The organism is Nannocystis bainbridge (assembly GCF_028368995.1).
In the GTDB taxonomy this organism is placed as follows: domain Bacteria; phylum Myxococcota_A; class Polyangia; order Nannocystales; family Nannocystaceae; genus Nannocystis; species Nannocystis bainbridge.
The window spans coordinates 1,150,541-1,166,420 of record NZ_JAQNDL010000003.1 but is presented as its reverse complement, the minus strand read 5'-3'; the positions used below and the strand labels follow the sequence as shown (position 1 = coordinate 1,166,420).

11 protein-coding genes are annotated in these 15,880 nt (G+C 71.5%); 2 read left to right on the top strand and 9 right to left on the bottom strand.

Annotation, left to right across the window (positions count from 1 at the left end; translation table 11 throughout):
- The 3 genes from POL25_RS29920 to POL25_RS29910 are packed head-to-tail and all read right to left on the bottom strand — an operon-like array spanning position 1 to position 2,917.
- Positions 1-264, bottom strand: a complete 264-nt coding sequence (locus POL25_RS29920; RefSeq protein WP_272089659.1) for an acyl carrier protein — start codon at positions 262-264, stop codon at positions 1-3.
- Positions 261-1,772: an amino acid adenylation domain-containing protein gene (locus POL25_RS29915; RefSeq protein ID WP_272089658.1), complete on the bottom strand. Its 1,512-nt coding sequence runs from the start codon at positions 1,770-1,772 to the stop codon at positions 261-263. Before POL25_RS29915 ends, POL25_RS29920 begins: the two co-directional genes overlap by 4 nt.
- A 2-nt stretch (positions 1,773-1,774) precedes the next feature.
- Positions 1,775-2,917 carry an acyl-CoA dehydrogenase family protein gene (locus POL25_RS29910; protein WP_272089657.1) on the bottom strand — a complete coding sequence of 381 codons (1,143 nt, stop codon included), beginning with the start codon at positions 2,915-2,917 and terminating at the stop codon, positions 1,775-1,777.
- 221 nt (positions 2,918-3,138) lie between these two features.
- Here POL25_RS29910 and POL25_RS29905 point away from each other — a divergent pair, with 221 nt between their 5' ends.
- On the top strand, positions 3,139-3,828 hold the full coding sequence (locus POL25_RS29905) for a class I SAM-dependent methyltransferase (RefSeq protein ID WP_272089656.1): 690 nt from the start codon (positions 3,139-3,141) through the stop codon (positions 3,826-3,828).
- 729 nt (positions 3,829-4,557) lie between these two features.
- Here POL25_RS29905 and POL25_RS29900 read toward each other — a convergent pair.
- On the bottom strand, positions 4,558-5,679 hold the full coding sequence (locus POL25_RS29900; protein ID WP_272089655.1) for a hypothetical protein: 1,122 nt from the start codon (positions 5,677-5,679) through the stop codon (positions 4,558-4,560).
- A gap of 236 nt (positions 5,680-5,915) precedes the next feature.
- Positions 5,916-7,034 (bottom strand): ADYC domain-containing protein, encoded by a 1,119-nt coding sequence (locus POL25_RS29895; RefSeq protein WP_272089654.1) that lies wholly within the window; start codon positions 7,032-7,034, stop codon positions 5,916-5,918.
- A 186-nt stretch (positions 7,035-7,220) separates the two neighbouring features.
- Between POL25_RS29895 and POL25_RS29890 the strand changes: the two genes are divergently transcribed.
- On the top strand, positions 7,221-10,391 hold the full coding sequence (locus tag POL25_RS29890; protein ID WP_272089653.1) for a serine/threonine-protein kinase: 3,171 nt from the start codon (positions 7,221-7,223) through the stop codon (positions 10,389-10,391).
- Between the two features lie 244 nt (positions 10,392-10,635).
- Here the strand turns inward: POL25_RS29890 and POL25_RS29885 are convergent, their stop codons facing one another.
- The 4 genes from POL25_RS29885 to POL25_RS29870 form a co-directional block, all read right to left on the bottom strand.
- Positions 10,636-11,277, bottom strand: a complete 642-nt coding sequence (locus POL25_RS29885; protein WP_272089652.1) for an RNA polymerase sigma factor — start codon at positions 11,275-11,277, stop codon at positions 10,636-10,638.
- A gap of 244 nt (positions 11,278-11,521) precedes the next feature.
- The gene (locus POL25_RS29880; protein ID WP_272089651.1) at positions 11,522-13,060 is read right to left on the bottom strand and encodes a beta/gamma crystallin family protein; all 1,539 of its coding nucleotides are present in this window, start codon (positions 13,058-13,060) and stop codon (positions 11,522-11,524) included.
- 463 nt (positions 13,061-13,523) lie between these two features.
- Complete coding sequence (locus tag POL25_RS29875; RefSeq protein WP_272089650.1) at positions 13,524-15,356, bottom strand: hypothetical protein; 1,833 nt, start codon at positions 15,354-15,356, stop codon at positions 13,524-13,526.
- A gap of 24 nt (positions 15,357-15,380) precedes the next feature.
- Positions 15,381-15,746, bottom strand: coding sequence for a hypothetical protein (locus POL25_RS29870; RefSeq protein ID WP_272089649.1), 366 nt, complete (start codon positions 15,744-15,746; stop codon positions 15,381-15,383).
- Positions 15,747-15,880 lie beyond the last annotated feature (134 nt).

The window sequence follows — 15,880 nt, the reverse complement described above, 5'->3', positions numbered from 1 at the left end:
TCAGCCCTTGAGCGAGGCGACCAATCCGGTCAGCGCGCGCAGGTCCTTGAAGTGTTCGGCGGTCACCGACTCGAGCGGCACGACCACCCCGAATTGCTCGCGCACGAACCCGAGCAGCCGCGCGATCTCCAGTGAATTGATCACTCCCCACTCGAGCAGCGGCGTGTCGGCGTCGAGGCCGATGTCCTTGCCGTCGAGGATCTCGCGGGCGACGTATTGTTTGAGGGCTTGCTCGATGTCGTGGGTGGCGGGGGAATTGCTCATGGCTGCTCTCCGGAGGTGGAAGACGAGGCCGCCGCCAGCCGCGCCAGCGCGAGGCGGTCGACCTTGCCGTTGCCGGTCCGCGGCAAGGCGGTGACCGGGGTGAAGTCGTCGACGATCATGTATCTGGGCAGTCGCTCGGCGCAGTGGCGCTTGAGGCCGAGCAGCGACAATTCAGCCGGCGGCGGGGCGACCACGAAGGCGTGCAGGCGGGCGTCGATGCCGGCCCCGCGCACGGCCACCGCGACCTCGCGGATGTCCGGGTGCTGCAGCAGCGCGGCCTCGATGTCGCCGAGCTCGACGCGGTGGCCGCGGATCTTCACCATGTGATCGCGCCGGCCGATGTACGTGTATTCGCCGGCGTCGTCGCCACGGACGATGTCGCCGGTGGCGTAGGGCCCGCGCTGGGGCGGCTGCCCCCAATAGCCGAGCATCACCGTCGGGCCGGCGACGATGAGCTCGCCCTCCTCGCCCGGCCCGGCGCGCTCGCCGTCGGCGCGCACCGCCCACACCTCGTCGCCCGAGCAGGCGCGACCGATCGGGACCGGCGCGCTGCGATCGTCGGCCAGCGTGGTGACCTCGTGATAGGTGCAGACATTGGTCTCGGTCGGCCCGTACAAGTTGAAGAGGCGCGCCGCGGGGAAGCCGGCCCGCAAGCGCCGCAGCGGCTTGATCGGGAACGGCTCGCCGGCGAACAGGATCGCCCGCAGCGTCGGCGCGGCGGCGGCGGACAGCTCGCCCACTTCCATCATCAAGGCCAGCGCCGAAGGCACCGAATACCACACGCTGATCGCGTGCTCGCGGACGAATTCAACGAGTCGACGCGGCGCGTACGACAGCCCCTCGGGCACCAGCGCGACCGCGGCGCCGGCGAGGAACGCGACGTAGAGGTCGAGCACCGACAGGTCGAAGTGGAACGGCGCGTGATTGGCGAAGCGGTCCTGCGAATCGGCCGCGATCGCCTCGGCGGCCCATTCGACGAAGGCGAGCGCGTTGCGGTGGCTGATGCACACGCCCTTGGGCTTGCCGGTCGAGCCCGATGTATAGAGGATGTAGGCGAGGTCGTCCGGCCCGCGAGCCGGGGGCGGCAGCGAATCGGCGGACTCGCGCAGGACCTCGTGCCAGTCGCTGTCGACGTGCAGCACCGCCAGCTCGGCGGGCGCGTCGGCGGCCGCGAGCGCGGCCCGGCGCGCCTCGGTGGTGACGACGCAGCGCACCGTGCAATCGCCGAGGATGCCGGCGACGCGGGCCGCGGGGCTCAGCGGGTCGAGCGGCACGTAGACGGCGCCGAGGCGCAGGCACGCCTGCATCGCCGCCACGCCGCGGCCGGACTTCTCGAGCCACAAACCGACGCGGTCGCCGGCGACCACCCCGCGCCGCGCCAGCGCGCGGGCCAGGCGATTGGCGAGCGCGTCGAGCTCGCCGTAGGTCAGAGCCCCGTCCGGGCCGATCACGGCCGGTGCATCCGCGCGCGAGCGCGCCGCGGAGATCACGAGGTCGGCGAGCTGCATCGTCACAGCCCCAGCTCCCGCGCGACCAGGTCGCGCTGGATCTCCGAAGTGCCCGAGAACAGGGTCGCCGGCACGCTGTCGCGCAGCATGTGCTCCACGTTGTAATCGGCGGCGAAGCCGACCCCGCCGTGCAGCTGGATCGCGTCGAGGCTCGACTGCCGGGCCGCCTCGCTGACCGCCAGCTTGGCCAGCGAGACCGCGGCCACGGCCGGCTCGCCGCGGTCGCGCAGCCAGCAGGCCCGGTAAAGCAGCAGGCGCGCCGCCTCGAGCCGCAGCTTCATGTCGGCCAGGCGATGCGCGACCGCCTGGTGCTTGCCGATCGGCTTGCCGCCCTGCCGGCGCGTGCGCGCGTACTCGACGGCCTGCTCGAGCTGGCGCTCCATCATGCCGACGTAGCCGGCGAACAGGCACGAGCGCTCCCATTGCATCGAGGCCTGGAACACCGCGCCGCCCTGGCCCTCGCGGCCGAGCCGGCGGCCGACCGGCACGCGGCAGTTCTCGAGGTAGAGCGAGCACGCGGGCGAGCTCTTGAGGCCCATCTTCGCCAGCGGCGCGCCGAGCCGGAGCCCGGGCGTATCGCGCGCGACGACGAATGCCGTGATCCCGAGGTAGCCGTGTTTGCGGTTCATCGTCGCGTAGACGACGAATTCGTCGGCGACCGGGCCGTTGCTGACGTAGCTCTTGGCGCCGTCGAGGACGTAGAAATCGCCGTCGCGGCGGGCCTCGGTGCGCAGGGCGAACGCGTCGGAGCCGGCCTCGCCCTCGGTGATGGCGTTGGCGCCGATGGCCGCGCCGCGGGCGAGCCCGGGCAGCAGCGCCGCCTTCAGCGGATCGTCCCCGTATTCGACGATCGGCATCACCGCCGCGAACAGGTGCGCCGCCGCGGAGAAGACCAGGCCGGTGTCTTCGCAGCCGCGTCCGAATGCCTCGACCACGCGGGCGGTGGTCAGCGCGTCCAATCCGAGGCCGCCGTGGGCCTCGGGGACGCAGAGCCCCATGAGCCCGAACTCCGCGCAAATGTCCCAATGAGCGCGGTCAAAAGCGTGATCGGCCCAGACGCGGCTCGGCCCGGCGAAGTGCCGCCGCGCCAGCTCCAACGCCCGGCGATACAGCTCGTCTTGCGATTCCGACCAATGAAAATCCATACAGTCGCTCACTGTGTTAATTCGCGCGATCGCGCGTGCACCGCGACGAATGATGGGCGCGGCGGGGCTGGAATATACACAGGCAAGAACCACCAGCAAGGCCTTAATTCGCGCGATGCGACGCATGTTCGTGGGGCTTTAAAACGACATGCTCGCATCGCGGATCGTTCGCTTGACTTGGTTGTATACGGCTGATAACCACACCGCCGCTGGAGGTACATTTGGAACACGCGATCGATTCCGACGTCGCCGAGACGATCGATATGGCCACGGAGGCAGGACAGGCGGCGTACACCCGCTCGTTCCTGCCGCGCTACGACTTTCTGGTCCTGAACCTCAACAACAACCTGCTGTGGCGCTGCCCGACGGCGCGCATGGTGGAACACTACGACGCGCACGTCACGGACCGGCACATGGACGCGGGCGTGGGTTCGGGGTACTTCCTCGATCATTGCCGCTTTCCCGGGGCGTCCCCCCATATCGCGCTGGTCGACCTGAACCCCAACACCCTGATGTTCGTGCGCGAGCGGATCCGCCGCTACGCCGACGTCACGCTGTACCGCCGCAACATCCTGCGGCCGCTGCGGATCGCCGAGAAGTTCGACTCGATCGGCATCAGCTACCTCCTGCACTGCCTGCCAGGCCTCATCGAGGACAAGGCCGTCACCGTGTTCGAGCACCTGAAGCCGTGCCTGAACCCCGGCGGGGTGGTGTTCGGCTCGACGCTGCTCTACGACCTGTCGATGAAGCACTTCTTCGCCCGCCTGGCCCTCGACGTGTATCAACGCTCGGGCGCCATGTCGAATCGCTGGGACACGCTCCCGGGCCTCGAGGCCGCGCTGAAGCGCAGCTTCTCCCGCTACGAGCTGTTCACGGTCGGCTGCACCGCGTTCTTCTCCGGGCGCGTCTGAGCGCCGAGTGCCACGAATCACCGCGGCGCGCCGAGGCGCGCTGCGGTGATTCGCGTTTTCGCGGACAAACGTGACAGTCGTCCGCCTGCCGGCCGAGGCGCCGCCGCTGGCAGTTCGCGTCGACGGCGCCGCGCGCGATTCATACTATGATGAATCGCGGGGGCTGCCGCGGCCAGAGCGGGTGATCACGGTGGCACGATCGAGGGGAACGCCCCGGCGCCGGGCAGATCCGGCGGTCGGCCGTTTTGTCGCGCGGGCGGCGGTTTCGCCGCGGCGCGGCTTCGCCGTCGGCGTGACCCCGATTCGGGCGCCCGGGGCGTCGAGATCGATCGCGGACGAGCCGACGAATCGGGCCAGGCAGGGGCCGTGGGAGGTGAATGGTTCGCGGGTGAAGGATGCACGCGGAGCTCGGCAGTCGGCGGCCATCGTGACGCAATGAGGTTTCGGCGCGAGACCGCCGGTCCCGCCCGATCGCGCTCTGCTGGTCGTCCACGGGGCTAGTGCCGGTCGGACGGGGATCAATTGCCGAGCGTGGAATGATTTCTCAAAAATTAAATCGGGCCGCAAAGACCGCGGCGCCGCGTGGCGCGATGCCGCAAATCGACCCTCGCGTTCGCGGACGGCGACGTACCCTCAGACGAGTCCGCCGAGGCTCTGTTCTGGGGCGAGAAGCACCGTCATGCTCTCCGACGGCTCTCCGACGGCGCGCCCGCGTGGCGCGCTCGCCGGTCAGCGCGGCGGCTCGAAGTTGTCGCAGGCGAGGTCGATGACGTCGACCGCGTCGATGAAGAAGGGCGTGTATTCGGGGGCGCAGACGCTGCCGAGCACGCCGTTCGGGAACATCCCGACGAAGCTCTGCAGGCGCGGCGCCGCCTCGGCTCCGTTGCCGTTCATGTTCGGGTCGACGTCCGGGAGGCACACGCCGCCGGGGAGATTGCTGTCGCCGACCAGGCCGAGGACCACGACCGCCTCCGGGTCGCCGCCCTTGGCCGCCACCATCGCCTCGTACCACTGCTGCGGCCCGCCGGGCGAGCCGTTGTTCATGTCGCCGACGTCGTCTTCCTCGTCGGTGATGAAGGTGAGGACGAGGATCGCGTCGTCCCGCAAGAACCCCTCGTTGCACGCCCCGGGGCCGTTCTGCGCGTCGCTGACCGCCTTGATGGCGGCGAGCATCGGCTTCTCGTCGCCGCTGCCGTAGGTGCCGACGTCGGCGATGCACCCGAAGGTGTCGGCGATGTCCGGCTGGGTGGCGAGCATGTACCGGCGGTCCGCGGCGAGCATGCACGACTTGCCGCCGGCGTCGAACAGCCGGCCGCTTCCGTACTTGTAGTCGCACGGGCCGATCGGCAGGTCGTCGCAAGGGGCGCCGTTGCAGGTCGTGCCCGACTCGCAGGAGATCTCGCAGCAGGTGGGCGCGGGCGTGCAGGTGCACAGGCCGCCCATCATGCACTGGCTGTTGACGCCGGTGTTCATCCCGTCGTCCGTCGACACGGCCATGATGTGATAGTCGCTCGCGCTCAGCGTCCGCGTGATCGTGGCGATGAAGCCGGGGAACGAGGCGACCAGGCTGGCCTGCTCGTTGCTCATCGACCCCGAGGCGTCGACCACGAACAGGAAATCGGCCTTCTTGCAGCCGCCGAGCCCGCCGGTGTCGGTCTCGCCGTCAGGCAGGTCGAGCTTCGGCCCGTCGTTCATGGTCGTGCCGGCGGTGGCGGTGTCGGAGGTCGCTTCGTCGGCGGTGGTCGCTCCGGTCGACGACGACGAGGTGCTGGTCGGCGTGTCCGTGGAGCTCCCGGTCTGGCTGGTGGGCGCCAGGGTGGTGATCGTGGTCGTGCCGCCGGACTCCGTCATGCCGCCCCCCCCGCCACTACACGCCACGAGACAGAGCTGCACGAAGAGGAGAAGGAAGGGGCGAGGCACCATCGCCCGCAGCATCGCCGATCTCGAGCTCGAGCGGTAGACCGCGCGCGTGACCTGCGATTGCCCGGCGGGGCGAGCACGATGGCCGGCCGTAGATTGTGTTCGACGACATGCACGGCGGCAGCCGCCAATTCCCGCGCGCGGATGCGGTGGCCTGCGCGTCGCCGTCAATCGGGGAAGAACGCGTTGCGGGCCCACCACTTGGCGGTCGAGTTGCCGTTGTAAGCGTTCGCCGCGGCGGGGGCGGTGGTGCAGGTCGGGATGACCTTGCCGTTGTTGCACACCACGGAAGACGCGCTGCTGTAGGCCTCCCAGCGGGGGGTGCCGAGGCAGAAGGCGCCGTTCACGGTCCACACCGCCTCTTCGCTGGTGGCTTCGCCCTGGTGCTGGTTGATGCTCCACTTGTCGCGCAGCGTGACGGCCTCGCCAGGGCGGGTGTACGAGCGGCCGTCGCCGCAGTACTCGGCGCCGACCATGCGGTGCGCGCCCTCGAATTCGGCGAGGGTGAGGTCGGGGCGGTTGGCCGACGGGTTGTCGGGCGCGTAGCCCCACAGCGAGGTCTTGCCGATCCGCCCGCTGAGACAGGCGATGTAGGCGTATTGCTGCGGGGCCCAGGAGGCGCTCGTGACGTCGCCGGTGGCCTCGTCGACGAGCATGCCGCGGTACATCACCGACCATACGCCGCCCTTGTCGTCGGTGGCGCAGGTGTGAAGGCCGTCGAACGTGCCGCCCCATCCGGTCTTCGGATCGACCCTGGTGCCGGCGGCGGGGGCGTTCGGGGCGGTCCACTTGTAGACGAAGCGATTCGGGTCGAGGTTGGTCATCAGCTTCGAACCCTCGTGGGCGAGCCCGACCTCGGAGGCGTAGCGCACGTCCTCGAGGACCGCGTAGGCGTCGACGCCAGCGCCCGCGAAGTACCAGATCGAGCCGTCGAAGCTCAGCGTGCTGGCGAACGTGCCAGTCTCGGTATGACCCTGGACGCCGCCGTCGATGACGGTGACGGTCTCGATGTCGAGGAACTCCTGGAGGGCCGCGCTGTAGATCCATGCGACCTGGGCGCCGTAGTTGCTCGGGAAGCCGAAGCGCACGGTGTCGATCGAGGCTCCGTTGAGGATGTTGGTGTTGAGCTGGACGGTGCTGCCCGAGTAGCCCCAGCCGCGGAACTCGAACACGTCCTCGGGCAGCGGCTCGCCGAAGTTCGGGTCGGTGTCGGGGTCTTCGTCGCAGGCGGGCGCGATCACGAGCGGGAGGAGGAGCAACGGGAGGAGGCGGCGGGCGTTCGTCATGGTCGTCTCCGAGGAGCCGTGGCCCCTCGCACCGATGAGTTGATCGTGGGCGTCCCGGCAATTGCGATCGCATGAAAATTTTCGCGGGCGCGATCGCCCGCGGTTCGCCAGCGACGCGCCGCTCGTGAATCGTAGCGAAGGCGCCCTGGTCGGCCGAGGGGGCGTGTTAAGCTGGCCGCCACGGCGATGATGAAGGACCCCGAGCCGCCGCTCCGCGACACGGCGATGGGCCCCGCGAGCGCAGCGCGGGCCCGCGAATGCGAGCCCTCGACGCGCCCGATCCCGGCGGCGACCGAGCCGTCGCTGCGCGAGACAGACGCGACCCTGGGCCGGACCGAGCCGTCGCCGACGTGGGTCGGCTCGCTGGCGACGGAGGCGCCACGCTCGGCCGAGCTGCGACGCTCGCGGCCGCTGCCGAGCCCCGACATCGACGGGGTCGAGTCGGACCAGATCAAGGGCGCCATCATGGCGGAGCTGTTCGGCGCGCCGGTGAGCGCGGCGCGGATCGGCCGCTTCACGGTGATCGAGCGCCTCGGCGAGGGCGGGATGGGAGTGGTGTACGCAGCCTACGACGCCCAGCTCGACCGCAAGATCGCGGTCAAGCTGCTGCGCCGCGACACCGTCGGCAACGACTCCGCGGCGCGCATGCGCCTGCTCCGCGAGGCGCAGGCGATGGCCCGCGTGAGTCACCCGAACCTCGTCACGGTGCACGAGGTCGGCGAACACGCCGACTCGATCTACGTGGCGATGGCGTTCGTGAAGGGCCAGAGCCTCGACGCGTGGCTGGCCGGTCGACCCGGCTGGCGGGACGTGGTGGCGGCGTTCGCCGCGGCCGGCGCGGGGCTGGCCGCCGCGCACGCGGCCGGGGTGGTGCACCGCGACTTCAAGCCGCAGAACGTGATGCGCGGCGACGACGGCGCGATCACGGTGCTCGACTTCGGGCTGGCGCGCTCGACCGCCGCGGCCGCGCTGCCCGAGGCCGAGGCGCCGCCGCGGGCGCTGCTCGACGCGGGCATGACGGTGGCCGGGGCGGTGATGGGCACGCCGGCGTACATGGCTCCAGAGCAGCACGAGGGCCGCGTCGCCGACGAACGCAGCGATCAATACTCGTTCTGCGTGGCGCTCTACGAGGGGCTGTTCGGCCGCCTGCCGTTCGCCGGGGCCACGCTGCCGGCGCTGGTCGACGAGGTGCTCGCGGCCCGCGTGCGGCCGCCGCCCGAGGGGATGGCGCCGCGGTGGGTGCAACGAGTTGTCCTTCGGGGCATGTCCCGCAGGCCAGCCGACCGCTGGCCGTCGATGGCGGCGCTGCTGACCGAGTTGAGCCGCGTCCGCCAGCGACGGCGGCGGAACCTGGCCGCGGGGGCAGGGTTGGCGGCGCTGCTGGTCGGCGGCGGCTTCGCCCTGGCACACATGTCCGAAGAGTCAGGTCAGGCGCCGTGCACCGGCGCGGCCGACGAGCTGGCGGCGGTGTGGAGCGAGCCGCGGCGGGCGACCGCGCGCGCGGGGCTGACGGCGGCGATCCCGACCCTGGGCGCGACGACGTGGGCCGCGGTCGCGCCGCGGCTCGACCGCCACGCCGAGGCGTGGGCGGCGATGCGCGCCGAAGCGTGCCTGTCCCATCAGTCAGGTCATCAGTCGGCCCGGCTCCTCGATCTGCGCATGGCGTGCCTCGATCGCCGGTTGGCCGGGCTCGACGCGCTCGCGGGGGCCTTCGCGGCGGCCGACGCCGACACGGTGATCCACGCTGTGGCGGCGGTCGACGGCCTCGCCGTGGTGGCCGGCTGCGGCGACGCGCAGGCCCTGACGGCGACGGTTCCCCTGCCCGAAGAGACAGGCCTCGCCCGGGCCGTGCGCGCGCAGCAGCTGGCGCTCGAGCGCGTGGCCGCGGACCAACTCACCGGGCATTACGCGGCGGCCCGGGCCGGCGCAGCGGCGGTGACGAGCGCGGCGGCGAGCCTGGGCCACGAACCGCTGACCGCCGAGGCCGCGCTGGCGCTCGGGCGCGCGCAGCAGGAGCTCCGCGAGGCCGAGCAGGCGGCTGGTTCGCTGGCGACGGCGCTCCACGCGGCCCTGCGTGGGCGGGCCGACGCCATCGCCGCCGAGGCCGCGGCGCGCCAGATCTTCGTGCGCGGGCGGCTGCTCGGCGCCCCCGAGCTCGGGCTCGCCGGGGCCGAGGTCGCCGACGCGCTGATCGATCGCGCCGGCGACCCGCCGCCGACGCGGTGGCTGTGGGCGCTCAACGTGGCGATCGTGCGCTTCGCCAGCGGCGACCTCGAGGGGGCGCGCGCGTCGTTCGGCCGCGCGGCCGAGGTGGCCGCCGCGGCCGGGCTGACGCAGGCGGCCGCGATCACGGTGTTCAATGAGGGCTGGCTGGCGGCGCAGGCCGGCGATCAGGCGACCGCGGCGGCCCGCTTCGGCGCCGGTCTGGCGGCGATCGAGGCCGGCCTCGGCGAGGACCACCCGATCGCGGGGCAGATGCGGATGATGCTGGCGCAGGCCCGCTGGGAGCTCGGCGAAACCGGGCAGGTGCGGACGATGCTGGCGCGGATGATCCCGCAGCTGCTTGCGACCTTCGGGCCCGCGGCGCCCGACGTGCAGTCGGCGCAACTGCTGGCGGTCGAGGTCGACCTCAAGTACCGCCGCTTCGCGGAGGCGGACGCGCTGGCGAGCGCGGTGGCTTCGCACCCGTCGCACCCGGGCCCGGCGGCCGACGCCGAACGCATGCGCGGCGCGGCGTCGATCGGGCTCGGGCGGGTCGACGCGGGGCTGGAACACCTGCGCGCCTCGATCGACCGCGCGGGCGAGGAGCCAGTGGCGCGGCTGGTGGCGGTGAGCGCCCTCGGGGACGCGCTCCTGGGGCTCGGTCGCCTCGACGAGGCGGTCGCCCGGCAGCGCGAGGCGCTGGCGGGGTTCGTCACCGGGTTCGGCGCCGACTCTGCGTTCGCGGCGATCGTCCGCAGCCACCTGGCGCGCGCGCTGCTGGCTGCTGGATCGCTGGCCGAGGCCGAGCGCGAGCTCGTGGCCGCGCGCGACGGCTTCCTCGCGCACCAGGCGAACAGCCCGTACCTCGCGGGGATCTTCGCGACCCTGGGCGAGCTCGAGCTGGCCCGCGGCCGCACGGCCGAGGCCGAGGCGGCGCTGCAGATCGCCCGCGAGCGGCACGCGGCGACGTTCGATGACGATCATCCCGATTTCGTGGCGGTCCGCTTCCACCTGGCCCAGGCACGCGCGCGCCGCTCGCCGGCCGAGGCCGTGGCGTCGGCCCGCGAGGTGGCGGCCGCGTACGCGGCGCTCGGCGAGGGCTTCGCGGCCGAGCGCGCGGCGGTCGACGCATGGCTCGCGCGGCTCGAGAATTGAGCGTGTGCGAATCATAGTACATGTTCCTTAAGACATGTTATGGACATGCTCGCCGTCAGCCGGACTCTCGAGAATATGTCTCGGAGGGCAGGTAATCTGCGGCCGCCGGAAGGATGGCCGCGAGGGCAGGTTCGACGCTCCGCGGCCGCGACGCCGGCGCAGCCCGGTCGCGCCTATTCGCCCGCCGCGCAAGTTCACGGCACGGATGGGCAGCCCGAGGTCCGGCGAGCGGATGTCCTTCGGGTCATGTCGCCCTCGCGCCTCTGTCGCCCGCGAGCTCGTCACGCACGTGCTTGGCCCAGTCGGCGAGGCCCGTGAGGGTGCTGTGAAATTCCGCGGGCGAGGCGGCGATCGCCTCGAGCTCGCGCTCGAGCAGCTGGCGAGCGCGACGCAGGCGGGTGCGAATGGTGCCCTCGGGCAGGTCGAACACGCCGGCGATCTCGCCGGCGGACATGTCCTCCCAGTAGAACAGCTCGAGCGCCATCTGCAGCTCGATGGGGATCCGTCGCAGAGCGGCGAGCAGGAGCCGGACCTCGCGCTTGCGCGACAGCATCGAGCTCGGGGTCGGGTGCGGCGAGACGTCCTGGATCGTGGTCACCATGCCGTCGAAGCGCTGGCCGTCGCGCTTGACGCCGCGGAAATGCTCGAGCAGCACATTACGGGCGACGCCGAACAGATAGGCGCGAAAGCTCGATCCAGGCAAGATCCGGTCGCGCGCCTCGAGGCAGCGGAGGAAGGTCCGCTGGATCAGGTCCTTGCCCTGCTCCCCGGCCTTGTTGTGGAAGAACCGCAACACGCTCGGGTAGTGCCGCTCGAACAGCGCGGCCCCGGCCTTGCGGTCGCCCGCCTTCCAGGCGTCGAGCAGTCCGACGTCGTCGTCAAGCACGCCGCGAGTCTATCCCAGATCGCGGCGCCGGCCCTGCACCGAGATGCGGGAGCAAGACGGGCCGGCGAGGTCGATGAAGCGGCGGAATTGCGCCGCTCGCTGGGGTCGGCGCGGCGCCGCGGGTGGACGACCTGTCGGCGATCCGCCGGAGGTCCTGCGCAGCAGCGCGCGAGCCGACCCCAGCCGACGGGATGAGCGCGAGGCAGCCGCGCCGCGACCGCGAGGTCGCGACGCGGCCGCGAGTTCACGCGAGCTCGACGACCAGGCTCGAGACGATGTCGTTGAAGTCGTCGCCCACGTAGTTAGCGTCGGCCTGGAAGACCTTCTTGCGCCCGGAGAAGCCCTTGTTCTCGAACAGGGTGACCTTGAAGCCGGGCGGCACCAGCAGCGAGGACGCCTGGTCGTTGCCGAGCTTGAGGCTGGTGACGTCGTGGCGACCGAGCGGGAAGCTCTGCGCGCTGCCGCCGTACTCGCCGTGCTGGAACAGGGTGACGGCGATCGGCTCGATGACCACCGACGAGACGCGGTCGTTGAAGTCGCTCAGCTGGGCGACGGGCCCCGAGTAGACCCGCGCCGGGCCGCCGAAGCCGGCGTGCTCGTAGAGGATCACGCGGACCCCGGGGCCGACCTTGAGCGAGCTGACGGCGTCGTTGCCGAGCTCCTGGATCTTGGCGACGTCGTGGCGGCCGACCCCGAGCGTCAGGCTGCGGCCGCCGAAGTTCGCGTGCTCGTACACGACCGCCTTGTTGCGGAGCGCCGCGTCGCCGGCCCGCTCGAGGGTGGCGCTGTACCACACGCGGTAGTGGCCGCCGTGGCCCTTGAAGTCGACCGATCGCGGCCCGCTCGTGGCGGCACCGCCGAAGCTGGCGCCCGCGTCGGCGAACGTGAAGGTGGTGACCGCGCCGGGGAACACGTCGTCCTCCCATACATCCTTGAAGAACTTGAACACCCGATCGAGGGCCTGCATGATCGCGCCGGTGACCGCGTCGGCGAGCGACCCGCCGAGCCCTTGTGCGGCCTTGCTCGCGGCCTCGCGGACCCGCTTGCTCACCTCGTCGTAGATCGTCTGGACGAGCTGCGGCAGGTCGCCGTTGTCGACCTCGATCAGGGTCAGGAGCAGGTTGAAGGACCGGGGCAGCGAGCCCTTGGTGAAGTCGACCGACCCGAGCAGGAGCGGCGGGTCGTAGGTGCGGGTGGCCCTGTCCCCGCCGAAGCCGCCGACGCCGATCTTCGGGATCGCGACGGTGTTGCCGGCGGCGTCGACCATCGCGCCGGACAGCGCGATCTCGTCGGTGCCCGACTCGGTGCCGAGGAAGCCATCGGTCTCGTCGATGCACTTGACGGAGACGAGGTGGAACACCAGCCGCTCGGGGGCGCTCACGGGCACCGGCGCGGGCGCGGTCGGCTGGGTGGGTGTCATGGCCTTGCGCAGCAGCAGGTCGCCGCTGCCGAGCGTGCGCAGCATCAGCGCCCTGGCGCCCACCTGCGCCCTGGCGGCGGCGAATTCGGGCGCGGCGAGGCCCGCGAGCTTCTTCTCGAGGATGCTCGTCATCACCCGCTCGGCGGCGCGCTTCTGGATCTCGAGCGGCTTGGCCCGCAGGTGAGCGACGAACTTGTGCTCGAGGGCCTGTCGGTCGGTCGGGAGCAAGAAGCGCTTCGGCTCGGCGTGGTGGGCCACGGCCTTGTGCGCGGCGAGGATGACCTCGTCGGCCACGGCGTCGGCGAACTGGCGCAGTCCCTCGTCCTGGATGCTGCTCGGGTTGGAGAGGATCACTTCAGACATCGGATTTTCCTTTCGAGCGCCCCGCGTTCGGACGCCGCGTGTCCTTGACCTCCGCGGGTCCCGTCGATCGCGGCTTTCTTCGCGCATCGCCGCGGCGCGCCAGCGCGCAGGCAGGCACGGCGCGCCGACGCCCGCGCGCTTCCGCGGAGCTCGCGACGTGCCCGCGGGGATCCGCGGCTGCCTCAGCCAGGGCCGGCCCATCGATGCCGGACGCTGGCGAGTCGCGCTTGGGGATTCGCGTCTCTCAATGATCAAGCGGGCCATCTTTGGCCGTGGCCTTCGCAGGGAATGATCAATGACGGAGGAATGCTCGAAGGCGTGGCGGAGATACGTGCTCGTTCCGAGTTCGCCGTCGACCCACCATTGCGAACGCGAGCGCGACGAGCAGGCCCTGCGAATTGCAGTCCCGCGATCGGCCGGGCTCCTCCGTCCCCGGCGCCTCGACGTCGTCATCTCGGCGTATTCAGGGCTGCGGCTCGGAGGCGCGCTCGGCGGCCCATCGATCGGCCTCGGGCGCGCACGGGACGAGCGCGCCGAGGGCCGCGATGAGCGGCTCGAGCTCGCTGCGCCTGCGATCGTCGGGCATCTCCAGGCGGACGCCGCCGCCGAGCTCGGTCACCGTGATGTAGTCGGGCAGCCTGGCGCGATCGAGCCGCGCGGCGTGTCCGGCCGACAGCCAGATCCGGCGGTCGATCCCTCGGATGTGCGTCTCGTGCCAGGCCGCGAGCTTGAGCGGCGCATCGTTCCCGCCGAGCGTGATGTCCTCCCAGCGCGTCGTGTCGTTCGGACGGCTTTGATGCTGCTCGAGGAGCGCCGAGTAGGCGGCGCCGCAGCGGATCGCCTCGTCGCAGATCGCCGTGAGCCGGGCGATGTCGGGGGCGTGATCGTTCACGCGGTCGTACGCGGCGAGCATGAGCTGGACGACGAGCTGATCCCGAGGGTCCATCGCCCATGGCGCGTAGCCGAAGGTGCCGAACAGGTAGGTCGCGCCGGCGACCTGAAACGGCGACGTCGGGCCGGGCATGAATTCAGGGACTCGGTCGAGGGGAGGGGCGCCCGCTTCCTCGCGCGCGTGCACGACGACCTCACCATCACGCTCGATGCGGAGGTTCCCGTCGCCGTGGGCCGTGCGCCACGCCTCGACGTGCCGGCTGGCCCACGCCCACGCTTCGGCGAGCGAGCCACGCAGGGTGATGTGCGCGCTGACGTGCTCGCTGCGATGCATGGCGAAGAGGGCGTAGTCGTCGATGCTGCCGAGCGTGAGGCTCGGTCGCCACGGCTTCCATAGCACCATGAGCTCGAGGCTGTTGGACGTGCGCCCGCCACCGCTCGCGAGCTCCGCGACGAGCTCGCACTTGCCTTCTTTCAGGGTGCGGTACTCGATATGGAGGGGCCAACTGCGCTTGCCGGCGAGGGCGCGGGCCCGCTCGGCTTCTCTCCGGCTCATCGAGAACGTGTCGGGCTCCTCGACGAGCCCCGGCGGGATCACAAGCTTCGGGTCGCTCCAGGCGTGCGGCCCCGCGGGCACGAGCTCGAGCCTGTCGCTCTTGCACGAGAGCAGCTCGATGAAGCCCTCCGCGATCGCGCTGCCCGAGAGCTGGATCGTCAGGCCGCGCCCGGGGCCTCCGTCGGAGCGGACCTCCAGGTATTGCTTGCAGACCGCGCCCTCGAAGACGAGGTGCTGCACGCCCCAGCCGCGGTTGCTGCCCCAGTCGACGAGCAACGCGGGGTCGCCGGTCTTGTCACGCGGCTGCCATGCGGCCTGCTTTCGCCGCAGCGCGATCGTGGTGCCGCGCAGCGCTCGCTCTCCGAACATTTGCGCGACGGACAGGCCGAACCGCTCCGCGGCGACGGCGAGCGCCGTCTCGGGGAAGATCTGGATGAGCCCGTCGGCGAACGCTTTCGCCAGCTCGGTCGGCGTGCCCTTCACGAGCAGCGGCTCGACGTGCTTCTTCGCCGGCCTGCGCTCGCCCTCGCGGGCCCACGCGCCCACGGGCTTGCCATCCGCATGGAGGCCGAGCCGGACGATCGCGCTCGCTTCACAGTACGCCTCGAGGACGGGCAGCTTCGTCGCCTTCGACACCACCTGGGCGAGCGCCGCGGCCTCGTAGCCGTCGTCCTCGAGCGAGAGCCAGGGCGACTTGCCGCCGAGGCGGATCACCCGATCGGCACCGCGGGTCCGCGCGATCCGTTCGTACCCCGCCTGTTTCGCGTACGCGAGCACGGCCCGGACGACCCGCTCGCGCTGCCGCTGCGTCGGCGCATGGACGTGGAGGTTGTGGAAATTTTGGCTCATGGGGCGGGCCTGGCAAAGAGTGGGTCAGCGTCGAAGGTGCGGTCCGGGGGAGAGCGGGGCGACTTCGACTTCCACGCGCGCAGCCGCTCCGGCCGCGACCCTTACGCAGTGCCCCAGGAACACCACGTAGCGCGGCTTCGCGAGCGCTGACGGGAGCCAGGTCTGGACCGGCTCGCCCTCGACCGAGAGGACCAGCGAGAGCAAGAGATCGGCCGCGCCGCCCTCGAACGAGTCGTGCGTGGCGCCCTCGTAGCGGATCGAAAGACCGGTCGCGGAGGTGCGCCCCGCCCCCACGTCGATAGCGAGGCGCTCGGGCGCTTCGATGCCGGCGCATGCGTCGGGCTCGGCGCTCGTGGGCTCGCTGGGTTCGCGGGCGGGCTCCGTCGCCATCGGGCGGGGAGAGGCGCACGCAGCGAGCGCGCCGAGGCCGAGGATCGCTGCGTGCCGTGCCGCGCTGCCGAGCATGCGGCGATCGATACCGAAGTCCCGTACGCGTGTCGAGCAAGGGCCGGGCGCGGCGCTGT